The organism is Pedobacter agri (genome assembly GCF_032678665.1).
In the GTDB taxonomy this organism is placed as follows: Bacteria; Bacteroidota; Bacteroidia; order Sphingobacteriales; family Sphingobacteriaceae; genus Pedobacter; species Pedobacter agri_A.
The window spans coordinates 1-23950 of record NZ_JAVTSH010000005.1 but is presented as its reverse complement, the minus strand read 5'-3'; the positions used below and the strand labels follow the sequence as shown (position 1 = coordinate 23950).

Annotated in this window: 17 protein-coding genes; 3 read left to right on the top strand and 14 right to left on the bottom strand. The window is 38.4% G+C overall.

What is annotated here, in order from left to right; genetic code table 11:
• From R2Q70_RS11525 to R2Q70_RS11510, 4 genes are read right to left on the bottom strand one after another with little or no spacing between them, the layout of a single operon-like run.
• The gene (locus R2Q70_RS11525) at positions 1-1521 is read right to left on the bottom strand and encodes a RagB/SusD family nutrient uptake outer membrane protein (RefSeq protein ID WP_316807724.1); all 1521 of its coding nucleotides are present in this window, start codon (positions 1519-1521) and stop codon (positions 1-3) included.
• A 17-nt stretch (positions 1522-1538) separates the two neighbouring features.
• Positions 1539-4508: a SusC/RagA family TonB-linked outer membrane protein gene (locus R2Q70_RS11520; RefSeq protein WP_316807723.1), complete on the bottom strand. Its 2970-nt coding sequence runs from the start codon at positions 4506-4508 to the stop codon at positions 1539-1541.
• Positions 4509-4559: 51 nt separating this feature from the next.
• Positions 4560-5573, bottom strand: a complete 1014-nt coding sequence (locus R2Q70_RS11515) for a FecR family protein (RefSeq protein ID WP_316807722.1) — start codon at positions 5571-5573, stop codon at positions 4560-4562.
• A gap of 58 nt (positions 5574-5631) precedes the next feature.
• Positions 5632-6162, bottom strand: coding sequence for a sigma-70 family RNA polymerase sigma factor (locus R2Q70_RS11510; RefSeq protein ID WP_316807721.1), 531 nt, complete (start codon positions 6160-6162; stop codon positions 5632-5634).
• A gap of 510 nt (positions 6163-6672) precedes the next feature.
• On the opposite strand from R2Q70_RS11510, the gene R2Q70_RS11505 reads away from it, so the two are divergent.
• Genes R2Q70_RS11505 through R2Q70_RS11495 form a run of 3 tightly spaced genes read left to right on the top strand, consistent with a single transcriptional unit; the run spans position 6673 to position 8706 of the window.
• Complete coding sequence (locus tag R2Q70_RS11505) at positions 6673-7305, top strand: outer membrane beta-barrel protein (protein ID WP_316807720.1); 633 nt, start codon at positions 6673-6675, stop codon at positions 7303-7305.
• A gap of 1 nt (position 7306) precedes the next feature.
• Positions 7307-8026 carry an AcvB/VirJ family lysyl-phosphatidylglycerol hydrolase gene (locus tag R2Q70_RS11500; RefSeq protein WP_316807719.1) on the top strand — a complete coding sequence of 240 codons (720 nt, stop codon included), beginning with the start codon at positions 7307-7309 and terminating at the stop codon, positions 8024-8026.
• Positions 8027-8028: 2 nt separating this feature from the next.
• Positions 8029-8706: an AcvB/VirJ family lysyl-phosphatidylglycerol hydrolase gene (locus tag R2Q70_RS11495; RefSeq protein ID WP_316807718.1), complete on the top strand. Its 678-nt coding sequence runs from the start codon at positions 8029-8031 to the stop codon at positions 8704-8706.
• Position 8707: 1 nt separating this feature from the next.
• On the opposite strand, the gene R2Q70_RS11490 is transcribed toward R2Q70_RS11495, so the two are convergent.
• The 10 genes from R2Q70_RS11490 to R2Q70_RS11445 all read right to left on the bottom strand — a co-directional run.
• The gene (locus R2Q70_RS11490) at positions 8708-11296 is read right to left on the bottom strand and encodes a phosphatidylglycerol lysyltransferase domain-containing protein (RefSeq protein ID WP_316807717.1); all 2589 of its coding nucleotides are present in this window, start codon (positions 11294-11296) and stop codon (positions 8708-8710) included.
• Positions 11297-11659: 363 nt separating this feature from the next.
• Positions 11660-12196 carry a DUF3347 domain-containing protein gene (locus R2Q70_RS11485; RefSeq protein WP_316807716.1) on the bottom strand — a complete coding sequence of 179 codons (537 nt, stop codon included), beginning with the start codon at positions 12194-12196 and terminating at the stop codon, positions 11660-11662.
• A 2-nt stretch (positions 12197-12198) separates the two neighbouring features.
• Entirely contained in the window at positions 12199-14646 is a 2448-nt protein-coding gene (locus R2Q70_RS11480; RefSeq protein WP_316807715.1) for a zinc-dependent metalloprotease, read from the bottom strand.
• Position 14647: 1 nt separating this feature from the next.
• Positions 14648-16078 (bottom strand): RagB/SusD family nutrient uptake outer membrane protein, encoded by a 1431-nt coding sequence (locus R2Q70_RS11475; RefSeq protein WP_316807714.1) that lies wholly within the window; start codon positions 16076-16078, stop codon positions 14648-14650.
• 4 nt (positions 16079-16082) lie between these two features.
• Positions 16083-19688, bottom strand: a complete 3606-nt coding sequence (locus tag R2Q70_RS11470) for a SusC/RagA family TonB-linked outer membrane protein (RefSeq protein WP_316807713.1) — start codon at positions 19686-19688, stop codon at positions 16083-16085.
• 43 nt (positions 19689-19731) lie between these two features.
• Entirely contained in the window at positions 19732-20871 is a 1140-nt protein-coding gene (locus tag R2Q70_RS11465) for a FecR family protein (RefSeq protein WP_316807712.1), read from the bottom strand.
• A 64-nt stretch (positions 20872-20935) separates the two neighbouring features.
• On the bottom strand, positions 20936-21538 hold the full coding sequence (locus tag R2Q70_RS11460) for an RNA polymerase sigma factor (protein WP_316807711.1): 603 nt from the start codon (positions 21536-21538) through the stop codon (positions 20936-20938).
• 544 nt (positions 21539-22082) lie between these two features.
• Complete coding sequence (locus R2Q70_RS11455) at positions 22083-23087, bottom strand: hypothetical protein (RefSeq protein ID WP_316807710.1); 1005 nt, start codon at positions 23085-23087, stop codon at positions 22083-22085.
• 81 nt (positions 23088-23168) lie between these two features.
• Positions 23169-23747, bottom strand: coding sequence for a hypothetical protein (locus tag R2Q70_RS11450; RefSeq protein ID WP_316807709.1), 579 nt, complete (start codon positions 23745-23747; stop codon positions 23169-23171).
• A gap of 34 nt (positions 23748-23781) precedes the next feature.
• Positions 23782-23950: OmpA family protein (locus R2Q70_RS11445; RefSeq protein WP_316808054.1), on the bottom strand; the 169-nt coding region annotated here is incomplete at its 5' end.

The following is a 23950-nucleotide window of genomic DNA, read 5'->3' as shown; positions in this document are numbered from 1 at the left end:
TTAGTAACCTGTATTTTGTTTAAGGTTTTTATTAAGCACCAACTCTGTTGCAGGAATTGGAAAAATGTCGCGGTAAGCACCTTCATTACCTGCTTTAAATCCCCATTTGCCCTGATATTTGCCAAAGCGGATCAAATCATTTCTGCGCCATCCTTCCCAGGCTAGTTCGCGTCCGCGTTCTTCCAAAATCCCGTCTAAAGTAATGGTGGTTACCTCTGCCGCCTTTGCACGAACACGCACCCGGTTTACCAGTTTCACTGCTTCAGCTGTCGATCCATTGGTCCTCAGTAAAGCTTCAGCTTTTAGCAGGTAAACGTCTGCCAACCTGAAAATTGGCATATCATTATTTTGAAAACGTGTACTGCTGTTTGTATTTGGATCAGGATAAAACTTAATTGAACGAACGCCTCTGGAAATACCCCCCACTTCAGCGCCTACATCCATGGTTTGATCATTGGTTAAAATGATTTCAGGAGTAAAATTTAATTGAGCAGAACCATTCATAATTGGCGTGGTGCCATCAGCTAGAAACTGCCTGCCAGCAAGCCAGGTGGCGTTACGTACATCCCCAGGCAGATTAAAGGTATCATAAAACTCTTTTAAGGTACATTGCGCATTACTCGGACTAAAAGGAAGATTATATTTTGCCCTTAAAGTGCTGTGCAAGGTATAGCGGGTAATGGCATTTCCGGCAGAATAATTGGCATCGTAAATGGCAGCAAATATGGTTTCTGTGTTGGCACCATTGGAAGGCGAAAAGAGTGTATTGTAATCGCTCACTAAAGCCATGGATGTGCCATTGATGATTTTATCGCCATAAGTAATCGATTCGGCATACATCGGCTTACCAATATATTGTTGGGCGTTAATATAAAGTTTTTGCAATAACGCATAAGCCATCCATTTTGTCGGGCGACCATAGAACTCAGCGGTAACAGTAGCAGGAGCTGATAATCCTTCAGAAACAGCCAGAAGTTCTTTTTCGATATAGGCAAAGACTTCAGCTTTTGTAGATTGTTTAGGGCTTTCAACACTTCCAAAACTGGTAATCGGCACATTGCCAAACATATCCATAATGTAAAAGTAGTACAAGGCCCTCATCGCTCTGATTTCATTTAAAAATTGAATTTTAGTAGGGCTGTCTACCGATTTTTCGAGCAAATTCAATACCCGGTTACAATCGCTGATGCCAGCGTAACCCCATTGCCAGGCACTTTGAACAATGGGCTGATCGGGTAACCAGTTGTGTTTGTGCAAAGTCTGGTATCTGCCCTGATCATAATAACCGCCATTTCGGGCTGTAATAATGGCTTCTTCACTGGTTAATTCGTAAATCCGCCAAACATCCGTACCAAAACCTGAATTAAATTTTTGGTAGACCGTTCCGGTTGCCGCCACAAAAGCATCTGGGGTTACCGGAAAATTTTCACTGGTTAATTGTGATTCCACATTTACATCCAGTTTAGTACAAGCGCTTAATGTGAAAGCCACTAACGCCGCCGCTGTTATATATTTTTTCATATTAAAAGTTGTAAATATTATAGATTGAAGTTTAGTCCAAAAATTGCCGAACGGGTTTTAGGATAGAAATTACGATAATCAATACCTGGGGTTTGACCAGCCATATTAATTTCCGGATCTACACCTTTGTATTTGGTTATGATGAATAAATTGTTTCCGGAAGCATAAAGGCGCAAGCTTCTGCTGCCTTTCATTTTGAAAGTGTAGCCTAAAGTTGCATTATCCAGGCGCAGGTAAGAACCACTTTCCAGATAACGGTCAGAAACAAATTGAGCTTTATCATCATTAATCGATTCGGTAAGGGCTTCCTTCGCAATGTTGGTTTGAAAAGCGTAAATAGGTGCAGTCATATCAGCAAGCGTTGCATTCAGGATTTTATTACCATAAACACCACGGATGAAAAAGTTAAAATCAAATTGTTTGTACCTGAAAGTATTGTTCCAACCGTACAATAATTTGGGTTGCGCTGAACCGGTAACATCAAAATTTTCAAAACCGGTATTGGCTGTTGATGCATTTCCAGCTTTATCGTAAAACATCGATTTTCCTGCGGCATCCTTACCTGCATACCTGAGCGTGTAAAAAGAACCTAAAGGCAACCCTTCTCTAATGATCTGATATCCCAAAGCACCCGATTGTCCTCTACCGCCTACACTTGCCGTATAAAATTCGCTGGCCTGAAATAAATCGTTTGAGATTGAGGTAATTTCGTTTTTGTTATGCGATAAATTAATCGCTGTATTCCAGCTGAAGTTTTTGGTTTTAACGGGCGATGTATTCAACGTAAATTCGATACCCTTATTCGTCATTGCGCCAACATTTGCAGTTAACACATTAAATGGATACTGTGTTGTTGATACGGAGTAAGGTGCAATCAGATCTGTCGTTTTTTTGTTATACACATCAAGTGATCCGGAAACTTTATTTTTGAAAAGGCCAAAATCCAAACCAATGTTTAACGTAGCGGTACGTTCCCATTTCAAGTTGGGATTGTCATTTTGTGTCGGGCCAATTGCCGTTAACCACTTGCCGTTGGAGTAAAAATAAGATCCACTTTGTGCGCCATAAATAAGTCGGGCGGTGTAGGCATCAAAACCGATTGAATTTCCAGATACGCCGTAACCAGCACGTAGCTTTAAGTTATCAACGAAGGAAACATTTTGCATAAAGGCCTCGCGATCAATATTCCAGCCTGCAGAAACTGAAGGAAACATTCCCCATCTGTTGTTAATACCAAAGGCTGATGAACCATCCCTACGAATGGTGGCCTGCAGCAAATATTTGCCTTTATAGTCATAGATGGCTCTTCCATAAAAGGAAATCAATCGAAGGGTAGAAATGTAATTGCTGCCATAATTTACTACCGTTGAGCCGTTACCATTACTTAAGCCCAGGTTGTTCCACAACAAATCATCTGAAACGAAATTTTGCCCTGAAGTTTGAAAACCATCGCCATTGCGGTTTTCCTGCCACGAGTAACCAGCCAGTAGTTTCAGGTTATGGTCGCCAAAGCTTTTATCGTAGTTAAAATAACCTTCAAATACCTTTTGCGTGTTCTTTACTGACGAACGTTCTGCGTAACCGTTAAATCCCTGTTTTAACATCGAAAACCGGTTATTGTACAGGTTTTCATTAATCTGCTCACTTTGCACGGAAACCATTGCATTGAAATCCAATCCGTTTAAAATATTGGCTTTAACATTACCATTAATTAAGTAAAGATTGGTTTTGCCTTGAAAAGTATTGTTTTCAAGCAAGGCAACCGGATTATAATAACCACCCGTTCCGGTTGTTCTGGTCGGGTCTTCATAAAAACTTCCATCTGCTTTTCTAACACCAACAGTCGGTAAATACGTAAACATATTGTTGTAAACCTGGCTTGCAATCCTATCATTTGTGGTATTGCTATTGGTTAAGTTCAAATTTATTTTCAGGCGGTTATTCAATAATCTTTGTTCCATATTGGCCCTGGCAATGAACCGTTCCATCCCTGAACTTTTAATAATACCCTGATTATCAAAATAATTTAAACTGGCGCCATACGATGAATTTTCTCCACCTCCATTAAAATTCAAGTTGTGGTTTTGAGAAATACCTGTTCTAGTTACCTCATTAAGCCAATTGGTATTGCTGTCATCATCACTTATTTTATCCAATACCTTACCGTTATCTCTTAAATAGGTTCTTAATTCATCGCCTGTGGCCATTTCAATACTATTAGAAATAGTTTCAGCTGCAGCATAAGCACTGTATGAAAGTTTCCCAAGCCCTTTGCCGGAGTTTTTGGTATTCACCATGATAACACCGTTCGCTGCTCTTGAGCCATAAATTGCGGTTGATGAAGCATCTTTTAATACCTCCATACTTAAAATATCATCCGGTGCTACCAGATCGATCGATGCCCCTGGAACACCGTCAATCACATAAAAAGGTTCTTGTGCGCCTTCCCTAAAACTCGATGGACCACGTAAAATTACGGCAGGCTTATCAGTTGGATTACCGCTTCTGGTAATATTCAAACCTGCCACCTTACCTTGCAGCAACTGTCCGGGAGAACTCACTACACCCCGGTTAAATTCATCTGGTTTAATGGAAGTTACGGCACCGGTAATTTCGTTTCTTTTGCTTTTACCATAACCGATTACCACTTCCTGCAAATCATTTGACGCTTCTTTTAATTTTATACTCAAAGCAATTTGCTGCCCTGCGGTAACGGTATAACCCGAAAGCGTATCAGATTTAAAACCGATGGAACTGAAAATAAAACGATATGGACCACCAGGAGCAATGTTTGAAAAGCTGAATAAACCGGTGCCTGATGAAGTTGTTACCGCCGATTTGCGTGTTTTTTCATGCTCTGCTTTAACGGTTACTCCGGGAATTCCCTGTCCCGTAATATCCAGAACAATTCCTTTAACGGGTTGCTCCTGTGCCAAAAGTGGACTTGCCCAACCGATGATGCCGAGGCATAACATACGTTTTAGCATGTTTAATCTTTTTGAATACATAATGATTTGTGTGGATGCTGTTTGGTTATATTAATTGGATTTTTGAATAAAAAATTCGTTTTCTGATACCTTAATAAAAGTCATGTTATTAATGAGGCATATTACCTTAAGGATGTCTTCTGGTTGTTCCCTTACCGTATCAACTTTGCCTGTAAAAGTGATGTGATTGATTTCTTTTTGATCGGTGCTGATTTTAATTCCATATGCTTCGTGCAAGAGATTGAATACTTTCGCCAATGGAATATTTTTCATATTAATTACAGTGCCCTCATGTGAAATGGTTTCTGTAGGCGCTTTAACTAATTTTATTGGACGGATGAATTTGGCAGATTCCAGATTTGGATCATACATTAAAGTGGTTCCAACGGTAGAAATGTATGCCAGTGGCCTTTTGGTTTTAACATTTGCCACAACAATCTTCCCTGTATGCAGCTTAACAGAAATGTTTTTTCCTTTGGTATTTATGGTAAAAGAAGTGCCAAGAGCAGTAGTTTTTAAAACACCTGAATACACGCTAAATGGCCGCGAAGTATTTCTTTTAACCTTAAACTTTGCTTTACCGGTTAAATAAACATCACGCAGTTTTTGATCGAATGCATTTTTAAATTTAATACCAGAATGTGGATATATCGTTACCAGTGAAGCATCCGGCAATTGATAATTAAGTATTTCCTGAGTGGTATTATTAATGGTTTTCCAGGTATTTTCTGCTGCGACTGGTTTAATTGTAGTTTTGGCAACCAGGTTGATTTTTGCACTTTGGTTGCTAACATTGTTTACGCCCAGATACAATGCAAACCCTAAAAGCACCGTTACACAAGCCGCAGCAGCATATTTACTGAACCGGATTAATTTGATTCTTCTGGTTTGCTTTTTTGCTTGCTTGGCGAAAATTTCATTGAGCACAAAACGATGCATCTCTTCTGATTTGGCTGAAGACAATGCCTCATTGGATTCAAAAGATTGCCATTGCTGATCACTAAAATTTTCCTGAATAAACACCTCATTACTGAGCTTGCGTTTTCTTCCTTTGTTTGGCTTCATACCATAATTACGTATGCCGCCCGGTTAGCCCCCACGGGTTAACAATAACTTAATATAGCTACATGAATATGGTGAACATATAATGCTTTAACCGCGATAAAACCTTACCAATATGGTTTTCGACGGTTTTGGTTGAAATACCCAGCATTTCGGCGATTTCAAGATATGAAAGTCCATTATTCCGACTCAGGTTAAAAACCATTTTTCGCATCGGCGGCATCGCCTCTATTTCTTGCTCGAAATGTTTTAACATATCCTTACTTTCAATCATTTTCATCAAATTATCAGTGAAAGGATATTGGCTGGATTGTGTGTTGTATTTTAATCGGGTTGATTCTTTTCTCAGTTCATCAATCATTACCTGGCGAGCCATACCAAAAAGCTGAACATTTAATTCGGTGGTTTCGCTCAACGAATTTCTTTTTTCCCACAAACGGATAAAGCAAAGCTGAACAACTTCTGTAGCAATATATTCTGATTGTGTTTTCTTAAAAACAAACTGATAAATCTGCTTGTGATAACGGGAATATGCCTCATTAAAAGCCGGCAGTTCTCCTGCCCTAATTTCGCGTATCTTATCTTGGATCATTGAAGCCACAAAATTATAGGCTTACACGCAAAGGTATTTTAATTTAATATTACCAATGTGTAAAGTCTCCCCTGGCAAACGTCAATGTTGTTCATGATCTTTCTGACCAATCTCACCCAAGAGTTTAGCTTTTTTGTTGACATCAAATTTGCAGGTAAAACATTTGCTTTACGCGATTGAAATTAGGCATGAAAAAAGCATTTGATGAATTGATCAGGGCTGCAAGGTCATTCTTAAGCTACTCATCAGTACACATTAGGGAGTAAATTAAGTAACGACTTGAGCAGAAAATCTTTCGCCACATTTAGAATAATCTCCAATAGAAAAAGTTCCGTGAAACCGAGATAGGATGAAAAGATTTAAGGGGTCTAACACATGTACATTTTGTTATCGAACCTCGCGAAAACCATAAGCCAATATTAATGATCTGTATTGGAAACAATTAACATAACCTACATCCAACAAGTATAAACCATTTATCCATCATCCTAATTTTATGATTTAAAAATAATGGAAGTTTCGTCAAGTGCGTTGGCTTTTTATTATGTTTACTACATCTTTTTAAATCAAATGATCTCTAAAAAATATTTCTTTCAATTCCTGCTGATCGCCTTGCCTTTTTTAGTAAGCGCACAACAGCAAAATGACGACGTTGGTAAATTTTCAGTCTCCCCCGCATTTGAGTTGATGCGCTCTACCCACAGTAATCTTTTTTATGCACCTTCGTTAAAGGTGAACTACCTTTTCAGCAACGGACTTGAGCCAGGAATCGGGATTGAGTATTCAAGCACACCAATACATCACGACAATGGGTACGTGTTATACCAAGTGAGGTTCCTGCCAGTTTATGGCAACTTGAAGTACAACTTTAAAACAAGTAAAAAAATCAGACCCTATTCCGAAACCTCGCTTGGGATTTCATTTAACCAATATAACCGTGCGGAAGACCCTACACCAGATGTAAAGACGAAGGTTTCAGAACAGGGATTTTATGTTTACACCGGGTTTGGTGCTAAATATCGCATCAGCCAAGGTATAAATACTTTTTTGGCTGTCGGATTTAAAGGTTACAAAATGAGTACGAACGATTTGGATATTAATCCTCACGGACTTTCATTTACACTTGGTTTTACATTTTTATAAGATGAAGGGTTTTGGATGGTTGTTGGTTATTAGTATACTTCTGCTGAATAGCTGTGCAATCTTCAAACGAGAGCGGGTACATGAAAATTTCGGTGTAGAAAGCCGGGAATTTAATTTGCCTGTTTTCTTTTATCCTGCAAAAAATCCAGCTGCAAAAAAACTGCTTATCTTTCTTTCTGGCGATGGTGGCTGGATTAAGTTTGAAGATGATCTTTCTTTAATGTTTGCAAAAAACGGTTTTCACACGATTGGAATTAATTCAAGAGATTATTTCTGGAAGCAAAAAACACCAGAAGAAACCGGAATAGACATCAGTCAGCTCATCAGAAAATATGCCCTGAAGTATCAAACGCACCAGATTTATTTATGTGGATATTCTTTTGGCGCCGACATTATCCCTTTTATCTACAATCGATTGCCATTCCGAGCAAAAAGACATGTAGTGGCTTTAGAAATGTTATCACCCTATTCTACTACCGCTTTTAAAGTTCGATTCGGCGATCTCACTAATCTCTCGAGCGACAATAATCCATATAAGGTTAACCAAGAAGTTGAAAAAATCAATGTGCCGATCTACTGTTTCTACGGCATAGAGGAGAATGAAAAGCCGCTCGAATCCACCATTCAGAAAAACTTCATATTAAGCAAGCTTCGAGGGGATCATCATTATGAAGAAATCGAATATGAAAAAATAGTTTCCGCTTTGAAAACAAAAAAATAACAATGAAAAAAATCTCCTTATACGTGTTTTTGCTGATTGGTTTTTATGCCTTTCAGGCAAATGGACAAGATATGTCAAAATATCCCCTATCCATTAAAAAAAAGAACAGCGCCAAACGCATTATTTTTTACCTGAGCGGTGATGGCGGAATGAACAGCTTTTCACAAAGTGTTGTAGATGCCCTGTCAGAGAAGAACTTTGCAATAGTTAGCCTGGATAGTAAAAAATATTTCTGGGATGCGAAAACCCCGGATAAGCTGGCGCAGGATTTGAATGGCATTATTGCACATTATTTAAAAGCCTGGGATAAGGACGAATTTTCGATTTTAGGCTATTCATTCGGTGCGGATGCCGCTTTATTTCTTGTACCACGTTTAGCCAAAGATTTACAGTCAAAACATCAATCCACAGTCGTATTGTCTCCATCAACATCCACCGATTTTGTGGTGAAGCTTACCGACTTGATTGGTTTTGGTAACAAGGAGGCCAAATACAAAACCGTGCCTGAACTTGCCAAAATCAATAGCCCTTTAATGATAATTTTCGGCCGCGATGAAGATGATAACATTTACAAGGCTTTTCCAGAAAGAAAAAACATCAGCAAAATCCAAATTCCAGGTTCACATAAATTCAATAACGATATTCAGAAAGTTGTCAGCACAATCCAGTCGGGTTTATAAACTAACTACCCTCTGATATCCGTTTTAAAGCGTTCGGCACTTGCAGCAAATGGTAATGGTGACTGTAGATCAGATACTTTTTGCGCCATGATGGATAAAATTTTTCCTTGTATTTTCTCAATCCCTTGAATTGAGCAAAAGCCTTTAGGTTATCATAAGCATACTTAATGGTTTTTTGAGTAAAATCAGGCCCATCAATGCCCGAAAGTGGGGCAAGTCCTAAATTTACACTTTCAAAGCCCTCTTCTTTGAGGTACAAAAACGTTTTTGCCAGCAGCATATCCAAAACACCATTTGGTGCATCGGTCTCCTTCCTGATTAAATCATAAGTTGCCTCCCCTGGCGCATAATCCGGAACTAGGTTTAAGAATGCGTAAACTTTTTCCTCCTGATCCTCAATGGTTAGAATAACCTGGTTTTTTAGAATGCTCTTGTCGAAAACGCCTTGTGTAAATGCAACTTCTTTCTGGTTTAAATCGCGAAGCCAATTATCAGAAACCGTCTGCAACTTTTGTAACAGACCTTCCTTTTGCTGTCCTTTATAAACCTTAAATACATAGCCTTCACCACTCAATCTGTTGATTGCACTTCTGGTGGTTTTCATCTTCCCGCCATCAATGGTAAAAGCCCGAAGATCAAGAATCGCCTCTTCGCCAATGGGAATATACTTTTTGCCAACGGCTTTATACATATCCAGGGAATCTTCGTCCACGCGATAATAAGCTGCAATAAAACCATTCTCCCGACAACGTTCCTCAAATTTTTCAATCATCGTGATTTTATCAGCCATATTATCTGCAACAGGATCTTCCAATACGAGCGCAAAATGCCTGGTAATTTTGAAACTGATAAATGCCGTCCGGGTATCGTTAAAGTAAATGAACTTATCAGGATAGGTTTTGAAATAGTCAAGTGCCGAATTTCCGTTTGCAGCCATCAGCAAATCAGCCTCCTTAAATTCTTCAGGGCTATTGTAGGGTTTTGAAAAATATGGTTTTAATAAACTGAAGATGATGAACAGGATCACCACCCCACTTGCTGCGTAAATCGACTGCTCGAAGTGGATACCGAATTTTGTTAACGGGTGCAAAGCCTTATCATCAATAAAGAAGATTACCTTCAGCACAGCTGTTACCGAATCAATAAACTTGAACTCTACACCGAAATGTCTTTTCTCCATAAAGTAGAAACCCAATACACCATAAGCAAATACTGATGCAATGGCATAGATAAATACGCTGTAGCTAATTTTAATAAATTTAGGATGAGGCTTGAGTTTATAGTTATCTCTGGTATAAAATAATGACGAGCCAGCAATCAGCGCAAGTGCAGCCTCTTCATAATCCGCAGCCTTTAACAAATGGCCGATGATGGAAAATAAGGTTAGCGATATGGCAACATACCAGGCCCTTTTAGATCCTTGAAGTAAAAAGATGCTTACCATAACCAGAATCAGACCAAAAATGAGCACCAATGCGTTACTGGTTACGATTAAATCCTCGGGCAGAATATTTTTGACCAACCTTAACCTTGTAGGAATGGATGGCGTAATGGAAGAAATAATATTCACCACGCCCAAAATAAGGATAATGAAAGCCGGCAGGATACGAAGAATGATACTGTCTTTTTTTAGAATAAATGCAATCACACCACCGATTAAAGGCAGCCAGAACTCGAAAAACCTGAACATTAGGGTAATGGTTGCTGCTGCAATAAGCGGGAAGCCGAATTGACCGAGAATGAAGGTAAGCGAAACCTCAATGGTACCCAAACCACGTAGAAACGGCGAAGCAATGAGCAAAATGACCATGACGATATAGCCTACAATTGCAGCGGGAATGCTGGCTTGAAAACCCAATGCCAGCATACAGATATATAAATGAACAATGCCAATAAACTCAATCGCAATGGAAACCAGCAATGTTAACCAAAACTGCTTTCTGCTGATTTGTTCCTCGATCATATCATCAAAAACAGTTGAAAGGGATGGTCTGATTTTAGCGATGTAGCGATAGGCCCAGCCCTTTTTCGAGATGGAGTAAATGGATACAAAAAGAAAGCCGGTAAGCAACAATAAAAAAATAAAACTCCAAATTTCAACCTGACCTAATTTAGTTGATAGCAAGGCAATACCCAGAACAGGAATTGCAACCACAACTACGGATAGAATTCCGCAAAAGGCAAATAGTGTAGAGGAAAGATGGATTTTGGATTTAGATATACCTTGTTCCTCAATTTCCCGGGTAAAAAAAATGAGGGAAGAAAAGCCTCCGGCAGGTAAGAATATGCTGATTAAATTACGTTTCAAAAAAAGCTTGATGGCATTGCCTAAGGATAAGTCGACATTTAAAGCCTTGAAACTGTGCACATACATTTGGCCCTGGGCAACAATATAAACCCCGGTTAACAAAATACCCAATACAATGTAGAGAGGTATGGAAGTCTGGAGTTGCTCGCTTATTTGCACAACCTCTACATGCTGTGCCCTTATAAAAAAAACAGCCATTCCGAGCATGAAAACCGCAAGGAAGAATTGCCAAAAAAACTTATTGTAAACGAGGTTGGATAGAAATGATTTTGCTTTGTGCATAGTAAATATTGATCATGACAAAACACAAAAAATTGTTCAGCACTGATCAAGGGATGGTTAATAATTAGTTCTTCAATTACTAAAGTAAAAACATTTTATTAAACAACCACCCCAATAATTAATTTATTCGTATCAAAACAGCAAGCAATTTAAAGCTTACGGCAAATCTTAAACTTTTAGCAGGGATTAAGCCTTGGGCATGGTATTGCGTACCTAAACCAAGAAGCACAATTTTGAAAGGATGGCCGATCAATACGTATAGCGATGTTAAGCTTAGCTGAGGATTAAGCCTAAACTTATTAAATAAGCTGCAAGAAACATCCGTTATCCTGCAGCTATCAATCATTAACTATAATTAAGTTCTTATTTTTCTGCGATCACTTCACCGCAGGTAAGCATATTTTTTGGATAATACGGGTTTTCAATTTTCTTATCATCACTAACCCATGTAGTTCCCATCATCGGACATTTTTGCTGGTAAAGCTTCATATTTTCAGGCTTTACTTTTTCTACGATTGACCAAAATTGAACGGATAACTTTTCGAATAACTTCCGCTGATCATTTATTGATGGTGAAACCGCAATACTGTCAGCTAATGCTTTGATATCTTTACGGGCAGTGGTAGCTGTATTCATTTCTTCCAGCGTCAACTTCTTAAACTTATATTTCCCGAAAGTGGTAGAAAATTCTGATGCAGCTGTTGCCATTTTTTTTGAATCAGAAACAACCAGGCTGTTTTTCATGGCCAAATAATGAGCAACCACTGTTTTCTTCTGCTCCTCTCGTTGTTTAGCCAGTTCTGGTGTGGCTACTTCCTGCGCAGATGTTTTAACCTGAGCATTTGTATTGATGTTAACTGCAATTATTAGAATTATTGCAGTGATGATGTAATTCTTCATTTTTAAGGGTTTAAGCTTGTTTTCTTTAAAATTCTATCTATATCTATAGTTATATCGTTGAGGTGTAGCTGATCGATTCCTGAAGTTAGTGGGATGAGCGCTTCTACCTTTTTTCTGATGGCTTTGATATGGGCAATGGCTTCCAACCTGACATCACTACGCTGGGCATTACTCATCATCTTTCCGTCAGCAACATCTTTTGGATTGATCAACATGCCTAATTTTTCTATGTAAGATCGTTGTAAACTCCTTAAATAAGTATTTTGCTGAATGTTGGGCGAGGTTTTTTTCCAAACTGTTGGCAGTAAATCATTTAAGAACTCGCTAACCGGGTACGGATCGGTGGAAGTTAACGCTTTCTGACTCAAGTTATACAGCATGCCAGCACTCAAAAACATGTTTAACATCTGCGACTGCTGATCAGAAATTTGCTCCATGGGTTTCAGATCAATAAATTTGGAAATTTCTGCAGGATACATCCAAAGTGGTGCTTCGAAAACCTGCCGTCCTACGTATCCCACTACGCTTTTAACCTTCGCTTTCGGAACCTCCGCATAAACCACTCCTTTCTCATCCACACTTCTTTTGGTTACATAGCGATTGCCGATATTTTTCATTACATGATACAGATAACGGCTATATTGCTTCACCACTTCCTTGTGCAATTCTTCCAGATTATTATACTGGTCGCCAGGCTCATAAGTCCATTGATTTAAATGAGTCACTACCCTTTTCAGGTTTTTGATTCCATAATCACTTGCGGCAATTGCATCATCTCCTAAATCTTCAGATTGACTCCTCGGATCTTCATCTTTTCCTTCCCCACCAAACCATAATCTTGGATTTTTGGTTAACGTATCAGTTGTGATTTTACTCAACAGCTGCTCTTCTGCATATTCATCTTTTTCTCCATCAAAATAGCGGTAACCCCAGTTAATTGCCCATTTGTCGTAAGCCCCTATTCTGGCATAAATTCCTTTAGGCGAAATATTATCTTCAGGCTGCGCCACATAATTAAATCTGGCATAGTCCATAATAGAAACCGTATGGCCGTTTTTCTCCACCCATGCCTTGTCGCGTAATTTCTCAACGGGCGTTTGGCTGCTTGCTCCCATATTGTGCCTTAAACCGAGGGTATGTCCAAGTTCATGCGAAGAAACGAAGCGAATCAGTTGCCCCATCAGCTCATCATCAAATTGCATTTTCTGTGCCCTTTTATCCAATGGGCCTGCTTGAACCATGTACCAGTTGTGTACCAGTTTCATCACATTGTGATACCACCCTACATGGCTTTCCATAATTTCCCCACTGCGTGGATCACTGATTCGTGGTCCATAAGCATTAGGCGTTTCAGAGGCATAATACCTGATTACAGAAAAGCGGGCATCTTCCAAACTCATTGTTGTATCTGCTTCAGGCCATTCTTTCCCAACAATTGCATTTTTAAAACCTGCCTGCTCAAAAGCCTTTTGCCAGTCGTTAATTCCTTGAATGAGGTATGGACGCCATTTTTTTGGCGTTGCCGGATCGATATAATAAACTATTTGTTTCTTCGGTTCCACAAGAACCCCGCGTTTATATTTGGCCAAATCTTCCTGCTTGGGTTCCATGCGATAACGTTGCACCAAATATTTAGTTTGCGTTCGCTGATAATCTTCATCAAACAGAATGTATTTGTTATTAAAATAGCCCACACGTTCATCAGAAATCCTTTTCCGCATGGGCACCTTCGGCAATAAAATAATCGACGTATTTAATCTTAACGTAACCGCTCCGGTAAGTGCACCCGCCGGAATACCAAGACCGGCACTGGCGTAGGTTTTAGTCGTCTTAATTTCTGTATTAATCGGATAACAGGCAATACGCTCTATGAATGAGCGATCATCGGCTAAACTGTTTAATTTTTTCGATGATTTTTCATCTGCAGGAATAGAAACTACCGGGATATCCTTTTTGAAAAAATCGGTTACATCAATCACATAGTTTCCAGTAATTGGATTTTTTGCCTTGATATCAAAACTTGCCACAATAGGACTCTCCTGCGATTGCATCACCGCCTGATAAATAGGGCCATCTGTATTTTTAGTTTCCTGGCGGTAAACAACTCCTTTTAAAAAGAGGTTATTGTTGTTTCCTTTTTGAAAGTAAAGCGTCTGTTCATTTACTTTCTCCCCGCCGAAGCTGCCAAAGCCCTGAGGCGTGGTGATGTAGCGGGTAACGGCAAGTAGGTAACGTCCTAACAAACTATCAGGCACCTCGAAAAACCACTTCTGATCTACCTGACGAACATTGAAAAGCCCATCTTGCCCAATTGCCGTAGCCGGAATCACCTTGGCATATTCTACTGGTGCTTTTTTCGCAGAACTATCGGGTTTTGTAACCGGTTTCTGTCCAAATGCTGTTAGTGAGAGCGCAAATGAAATCGGAAATAAAATTTGTTTAAAATTCATCTTAAAACGGAAGGGTTTCGTTGGTATTTAATGTAAGGTTTGGATTCTTCTTTAATATGCCAAGCGGAAAAGGAATTACATATAACCTTGAAGTTGGCAAAAGTGTATAGGTTTGCTGAGGAACAGTTTTGTTAACCAAAGGATAAGTACGGACTACAGTTTTTGCATATTCCGTTTCAGTGTTCAATCTTTTCAAGTCGAAAAACCTGTTAAAACCTAAAACCATTTCTTTTCTGCGTTCATTAATGATAATCTCCATCGTTTCTTTTCTGGTTGCCGGAACTGGTAGATTAATGTTTCCAGATAGTATACGTTTTTCGCGAAATTTATTAACAATGGCCATTGCACCTGCTAAATCATTTTCACGAGCCAAACACTCGGCCTGCATTAAGTAAACTTCGGTAGTTTTCAAACCAACCGTTGGATAGAAAAACCGTGTGTAAGCGATACTATAATATGCAGCGCCAGAACCAATATCCAAAAAGCTTGCGCTTGTGGTATTGAAGAACATGTTAAAACGGGCATCATTGGTTCCAAATAAATTCCTCAATTCGGGACTAATTAACCAAGTATATCCAAAGTTGGTTTCGTTATAACCTTGAATATATTGATAACTTAAAACTTCAGGATTGTTAGGTGCAATGATTGGTGTAACAGATGGTCCACCTTGGATTATAGTGTATTTTACCAAATCGAAAATTTGATTATTATAAGAAAGTGATTTTTCGCAAGCCTCTTTTGCTTGCGCAATTTCTCTTTTAAACAAATGGATTTTCGCTTTCAATGCCCAGGCAAACGCCAATGATGGATGATATGGATCTAATGGCTGTGCCTGTAGAAAAGGAATGGCTTCATCAATATCTTTCTGGATAAAATCATAAACCTGTGCAACTGTAGATTTTGTAGGCTGCGCTTCCAAATCGTATTTATCCATGATGCAAATACCACCATCTGTTGCGGCAGTTGCCGGATTATAAGCTTTTGCATAAACGTTGACCAATAAAAAATGATCAAAAGCCCTGAATGCTTTAGCCTCTGCCTTAGCCAATGCTTTGATATTATCATCTCCCTTGCTCGCATCAACTGATGAAATGATGGTGTTCCATCGATTAATATAAAGATAAGCACGATCATAAAAGTTTGATGAACTAACCATCGATACTCGATCTAAATTTTCGTTGAACGTGAAATGTACCGTATTAATATTCGGTGTTAGTCCGATAAAATTTGATTCCTTCAACCACATATCATCAACCAGGTACTGGAAATTACTAATTAGGTATGCCCTATTCGGAAAAGAAACCAATTCGTAATAATCTTGAGCAGATTCTACAACTTGTATCCCACGAGGCGTTAAGTCGGTGTATTTTTTACATCCAGAAATCGCGAGGGCGATTAAAAAAGATGCAATGATTGCTATATTTTTTTTCATGATGTTAAAAAGTTAAGTTAATGCCTAGTACAAATGATTTAGGATTTTGAAGGGTTCTGGTTCCACCATTTAGTGAATATGATTCTGGGTCAATATCATCGCCAGCTGCACTTGCGTACCATAAATTATTTACCTGAGCTGTAAATTTTGCTGATGGAATGTTGAATTTTTTCACGAAAGCTTTTGGTAAATTGTATCCTAAAGAGATACTTCTAAGTTTAACGTAATCAGCCTTCACTACATTTATATCAGCTTTTTGCCACATAGAAGAAATGGTAAGGGCTCTAGGAATCATTGCTTCTGAATAATCAACGAGAAGTCTTGGTAATTCTGGCGTAATTCCGTTTTTATAACGTTGTGTGATATCTAAATCAGAAATATCATTACTAGCAAGTGGCGTAACATCTTTCCGCATCACGTTACCACCAGAGAAGATTAATAAAGCACTAAGCTCAAAGTTTTTATAAGAAACCCGTTGAGAGAATGAACCATTATAAGTTGGTATTAGAGTCCCCATACTTACAAGCGCAGCGTAATTATTTATTTCACGGCTACTTGCTACAATTGGATTTCCACTTGCATCAAACTCAAGCGTTGCTCTACCATTTTCATCTAAAAAATATGGATAACCATTTGTCATTCCGCCATAGCGGTAGGCATATAAGGTATTGTAATCTGTTCCTTCAGTATAATAATCCTGCGGAGAGCCAACGTAAGAACCTGCAGGAGCTAGAGCCCGGTTTACTTTTCCAATTTTACTTCTATTAAATCCCAATACAAATGTTGAACTCAATGATAAATCTCCGGATTTTAGCCAGTCGCCGTTTACTGTAAATTCAATTCCTTTATTTCTTAAGATACCATTATTAATCACTAATGATGCTGTTCCAACAGTCGGATCTAAATCAGTAGTTACCATTAAATCGGTACTTTTTCTATCATAAAAATCAATAGTTCCGCGTAGTCGATTACCCAGGAAAGCCAGATCTAAACCTATGTTGTAGGTTTCTGTTTTTTCCCAGCGTAATTTAGGGTTTGGTAGTCCGGTAATACTTAGATATTGAAGTGAAGTGAATAAGTTATCGTTCACTCTTCTGGCCGTTAAAAATTTAGTTGTTTGGGTATTTTGGTTGCCATTAACGCCATATGTAGCTCTAAGTTTAAGTAAATTAATCCAACCTAGCGATTCAAAAAATTTCTCGTTACTGGCATTCCAACCTAAACCAACTGACCACAATGGTCTGTTTTTAAATTCAGGATCACCACCAAAAAAGTCGGCTTGATCTATCCTGAAACTTCCGGTAACGTTATATCTGCTTAAATAGGTATAACTGGCGTTTGAAAAGTAAGAAAGATTTCTATGTTTTGTTTCCTGAAATGAGCGAGCTGCAATACCTAAAGTTTTATTGCCACCAAAAATATAACTTGGCAAACCTGTTTGACTAACAGTTTGATTATTAATAATCGTGGATGTTAATGTTACCGGATCATAGCCGTATCTAATATCCATCATCCCAATAGGTGAAAAAGTTTGACGCATTTCTGTACCTGCAATAGCGGCTATTGAATGTTTACCACCGTCAAAAGATTTATCATAACTCAATTGATTTCTAAAGGTATAAGCATTGGTTTGTTTCATATTCTGGCTTATTCTGCCGCCTGTAGGTAATCCATAAGTATAAACATTTGTAGCTGGCGTAAAACCAACCAAGGCATTGTAAGCCGCTCTCATTTTATAAGAATTTACATCATAAATTTGTTCACTTTTCGTTGTTCCCATTTCATATTGAATCTGACTTGAGAAATTCAAACCATCCATAATTTTGGCCTGAATATTGGCATAAGCCCTTAAGGAAACAGTATTGGCCTCAGTTAAACCTTCGTTTAATGATTCCAAAATATTAAAACGGTATGATTTATATTGAGCTGTATTTTGTAATGCACCTGCTACTGCACCATTAATTGGCGACCCAGCTATACCATCTGGTAAATTCACATAATTAGCATAAACCAAACTTCCATCAGGATTTACGATTGAAGCATATCGAGGTAAAATAGTAGTGTAAGAGTCATAACTCCCGTCAGTTGAGGTTGAAGTGGAGTAAGCGCCATTGAAACCAATATTTGTAGATAACCACTTCTTAATGTTGTAGGTGTTTTTAAAATACAAGGTTACCTTTTGACTGTTATTTCCTATTATACGTTCAGCAGAACGATCATAATTAATGGAAGCAAAGGTGTTTGATTTTGTACTTGCAGAACTTAATGATAAATTGTACCGTTGACGAAAAGCGTTCTGCCATACATTGTCGCGATATTGCTCGTAGTAATCGGTATTTTTGAAATTACCAATTTGCTGGTTAAACTGATCAGCTGTAACCTTTCCTGCGTCTCTATCGCGAAATAATTGGTAAAGCGGACTATAATACTTGATACTTCCATTTGCTACGGTTCCGTAAACAGCAAACATGGTTTCAGTATTGGCGTATCTAGCTCTTTCTCTGCCGTAAACATCCGTTTCAAAATCAACAATATCAGCAGGTGAAGCATAATGCATACTTGCAAAAGTTGGTTTGGTATCAATGAAAAAATCTGTATTTAATGATATTTTCAAAGGCGTATTACCCTTTTTAGTCGTTAAAACGATTACTCCATTTGCCGATCGGGAGCCATAAATAGAAGCCGCAGCACCATCTTTTAAGACAGTAACCGATTCAATATCATAAGGATTAATTTCTTCCAATGGCGTTTCAGTTGGCAAACCATCAAGCACAACTAATGGAGCACTTGCACCTAATGAAGCAAATGTTGCTTGCCCTCTTAGCACAGGTTGATCTACGCTTTGTCCAAACGGATTTTTATTATAAACTAATCCAGCAACACGGCCTTCTAAAGCACTTAGAATGTCGATATTAATATTTTCGTTTAGTTTTTTTTCATCTAATATGGTCGCGGCGCCAGTTGAACGTTCTTTACTTATCGTTTGAAATCCATTTACTACCACATCAGCCAGTAATGATGAGTTTGCCATCAATTTAACAGTGACAACTTTCAAAGCAGCATCTTTATCAAATTTTTGTGTAGCGGAAAAGTATCCGATATAATTAATATCCAAAGTGTTAAACTGGCTGTTTAAGTTCACGTTAAAGTGACCATTTCCATCTGTGGTTGTATATCTATTTGTACCTTTGATTTTTACAGATGCTCCCGGTAACGGCCCGCCCAAACTGTCGGTTACCATACCATGAAGGATGTAGTCCTCCAGATTTTCAACAACAGCTTTTAATACAATTGTTCTGTTGTTACGAATTTCATAAGTAAAAGCCTGCCCCTTTACTACCGCGTCCATCAATGTTTTAATATTTGATGTGCTTAGGCTCAGATCAATCGGCTTAGCCTTTTTTACCAATTCAGCATCATAAACAAATTCGTAGGATGTTTTGGTTGATATTTCTGAAATAACACTATTTAGAGGCGCTTTGTTAAAGTTGTACTGGATGTTTTGCGCATTTACATCAAACGAAATTAACATCGTTATGCATAAAAATGCAGACCAGTTTAATAAATAGCCGCATCCCGATCTGACGAAGCGAAAGTAGTGGTTTGTCATAAAAATTAGTTTGGTTGGTTGTTAGTTGACGACGACGGGAATCTTACTCTTCTAATACAATTTTATTCGCTTCCAAATTAAATTTCAGGCCTGTAGCTTTTGAAATGTTTTCCAATACCTCATCAATATCCGCCCTGCGGGATATTTTCATGTAGAGATTTTTCTTTGGTAAAACCGCCAGATCTACTTCGACATTATACCATCTGGCTAACTTCTGCATCACAACAGCCAATGGCGTATCATTAAACAAAAATTCACCTTTAGTCCATGCGCTAAAATCCTCAGCAGAAACATTACGTACATTCAATTTACTGTAACCTGCAATCACCTGCTGATTTGGTTTCAAAACAACTTTGCCGCTTGTGTTGGAGAATTGAATACTACCTTCCAATAAAGTTGCTTCTGTTCCTTCATTTTCAGGATAGCTGCTCACATTAAACTGTGTTCCTAAGACCTTAATTTCACTGCCACCAATGGCCACAATAAAAGGTTTCTCAGGATTTTTTGTTACGCTAAAGAAAGCCTCTCCTTCTACATAAACCTTCCTTTCCGGTCCGCGAAAATCCATCGGGAAGATTAATTTTGAGCCAGCATTCAACATCACGACCGAGCCGTCGCCCAGTGTAATCCTGTACTCACCACCATTTGGTGTTTCCAGGGTATTCAGTTTAGAAGCAGTTGCAGCATCAGCATTTACGGCCATGTAAACTATTGAACCATCTGCCTTCTTAATAATCTGAATACCACCTTTTTCATAAATCTTTCCCCTTTTAACTGCTCCGAGTTTAGCTTTTGCTCCATCGAAACTTAAGGTGGCGATAGCAGCACCCGGAACGACATTGTGGGTGGGATTTAAAAACCTAAAGATCATCAGGCCAATTGAAAAAAACACTAAAATGGCAGCAGCAATTTTAACAGTTTCAGACCTAAGGATTTTGAGCAATTTGCTTTCCGGCTTGGCAAATAGCTGTTTCGTGAGATTTGAATAAATCAAATCAAGTCTCGGCTGTTCAGTTTCGCTTAAATCTTGTGTGTCTTTCTCAAATTCAGCACGGATCAATCTTTCCAACTCCTCCTGATCAGCATTGCCGAAGTACTCAAAAAGTTGATTCAATTCGGCAGCACTGCTTTTCTCAGCAAGAAATTTTTCGAATAATTCTGGTTTTGAAGTGTTTTCTTCCATCGTTGTCATAGTATAATATGCACGAGATTGCGAAACACACTATTCATGCTTTAACTTTTTTGTTTTATTTTTTGAGGTAAGCCGCAATGCAAAGCAGAATGAATTCCTGAGCGTGAAAAAAGACGTATCGTTTGATATATTTGGTAGCGCTTACCAGTTGATTACTGACTGTTGATGGACTTAAAGACAATATTTCTGCAGCTTCCTGGTAGCTTTTTCCTTCTATCCTACAAAGCTTAAAAATTTCTTTACGTTGTGCGGGAAGCTTTTCTATCGCTTCGTTCAGCAAGGAAAGACGTTCCTTATTGAAAATATAATCTTCTGTTTGATTGTAGAATTCCGCAAAGGTTTCCAAAAGATGCCTTTGCATTTTGATATCAAGCGCTAATTTGCGGTAATAGGCATAGATGGTATTTTGGGCGATGGTAAAAATCCAGCCTTTGAATGATTTTTCTAGTTCGATTTCCGATTTATTTAGCCAGACCTTTAAAAAGACATCCTGCATTAACTCATCAGCAATTTCACTTGATTTAATCATTCGCTGCATCTTTGGAAGCAACATCTTACTATATCTAGCATAAATAAAATCAAAAGCATCCCTTTTCCCAACTTTTAAGTCTTCGAGGTGTCTTAATTCTTCGCTATCGTTCAGATTATCAAAGGGCATTTACGCAAAAATACAAATTATGCGTATAAAATCTTTATATTACCATTCAAGAAGTAGAATAATTGGGATAAAACTAAATTTGATATAGCTTAAAAAAAAATAAATATGCCGAACCATACCCAAATTAGAATTAGATGTAAAAAGAACGGGCTAAAAAGCAAGGCTAATTGGTTTATGGTGAGCTTACTCTAAACGAACTGAAGTTTGAAAGAGTTGAAGAAGACGAACTTTATGGCAAGTTTCTAACTAACACAAGAAAAATCGGGATAAAAGATAGTGAACTCGCTAAAGTTTCTTTAGGATACTTCTGAAAACACCAGGTTTTTTTTTCCTGAAGCAGCTTCTTAACGTGCTAATAAAATGTTACTTTAACTGGCCAGAGAGGTTATAAAATTGATAAATTGGAGCAATAAGATTACCGATATTGACCGTAATCCAGTTACATCACATTATGTTAGAGCAACGCATTGGTTAAATTAAAAGGGCTGGCAAATCGATAGATCTAACCAGCCCTTTTAACATACTGAAATGATAAATAAGTCTACTAGTAAACGGTTTTATTCGTTAAAGCCAAACGTTTTTTAGATGCTAAAATAGCTCCGAAGGCTGCGCTCACAGCACCTAAAATCATACCTATAAATGAGAATATTGCAAATTTAGATAGTGCAGAAGACACATCATCACCAACTTCTCTTGCTTTTAGTTCAGCCTCAGCTTTTACTTCCTTCACTTTTTCCTTTGCAGTATTTAAAGTGTTTACCCAGTTCTCAACGATTTGCTCAGATTCTGCCTTGCTTTTACCTGTTCTGTTTTTAACAATATTTACCAATGCTTCCTGATCTACAGCATTGAAAGTCGAATCATTTTCAGAAAATAACTTTTTAAATAAACCATCAATTTGAGCCTGCGCCTGCTGAGGATTTTCCAAAGCTTCCTGACCGGCAGACTTTCCCTGTGCTTTGGCTTGATTTGCTTTGTCTGCTAACGCACCCGGCTGCAATTCTTTCTTTTCAGTTTGCCTTAACAAAAGTTCTGCTTCCTGCTTCATTTTCGCGAATGTGTTTCGATCAACACCTAACTGATCTTTGATGAGGTTTCCAGCTTCAGGAGCTGCCGCTTTCAGACCATCTCCTGCCATAGAAAAACCTTTATTAATCACGCTTCCTACCCCACCTACTATTTTACCAACTGAAGAGGTGATCAGATACATATTCAGAAAAGTAAGCAAACACCAAGTCAGAAGTCCATGCAAAACTAAATCCGTTCTTTGAATGTGGTTTGAAAACCAGCCAGCCACCCAACCGCCAGTGAACACAGATATTAGCATGGTGATGATCCACCATATTAGTGCACCGGTTCCCAGTCCGCTAAAAGGTTTTGCTTCCTCCATGGGATTGATGCTTCCAAAGCCTATACCCAAACCTAAAAAGCTTAATAATAATTGCACCGCAATAGCGATGAATACGCCTGCAATTATTGCGCTCCAGGTTAAGCGATTAATAAAACTGATTGCAGTATTATCTGTTGATGTGTGAATTGTTTGTGACATGTTTTTTATATATAATAGTAGATGATTTTTTATTCGACAAAAGAAATGCTGAATTAAAAATCATTCAGCATTGTCTTTTTTTTACTTAATGTCTCCCTTTACTTTATTAGCCGTTCTCTGGCCAGGAAGATAAATCTGGAAACCAAATGATAGATTCAGGTTATTTTGCGTAGTTGAACTACCAAAACCTACTAATCCATTATACTTTAGTAACGTTTCCAAGCCAATATTTGGCGTAATGAAATAGGCAAAACCGGGACCTACACTGATGTTTAATCCATTGGTGTTACCACCTCCTTTACTTACATTTACACCACCAATACCTGCTGTCGCCTCTGCAAAAAAACGCCCATGACGAAGTACTTCTGTATCGCTACCAGCATAATAACGCCCTAATGCACCTACACCGTAACTGGTTGTGGTATTCGAGTTTTTAGCTGTCTCCAAACCGAAGTTTACATAGCCCCCAAGTGCCAGATTATCTTGAATAAACCAAGCAGCCTTTGGCGTGATATCTACACTGAAAATTTTTGGATCATCCAAGCCAAGGTTTATATTGGTTAGGTTACCACCTACCATCACATTACCCTTCTGGATTTGCGCATTTGCCGCAATTACTGTTGCTGCTGATAATAAAATTGTTGCTAGAACTTTTTTCATGATTTGTTGCTCGTTAGTTATATATATTTAATGCTTAATACAATGTAAATTCTACACGACGGTTTTCTTGACGACCGGCAGCAGTTTTGTTAGTTGAAATTGGTTGATCAGGTCCGTAACCAGTTGCTTCGATTCTTGATGCATTAGCACCTTGAGATACTAAGTAAGCTTTTACTGATTCAGCTCTTTCTTTAGATAAACGC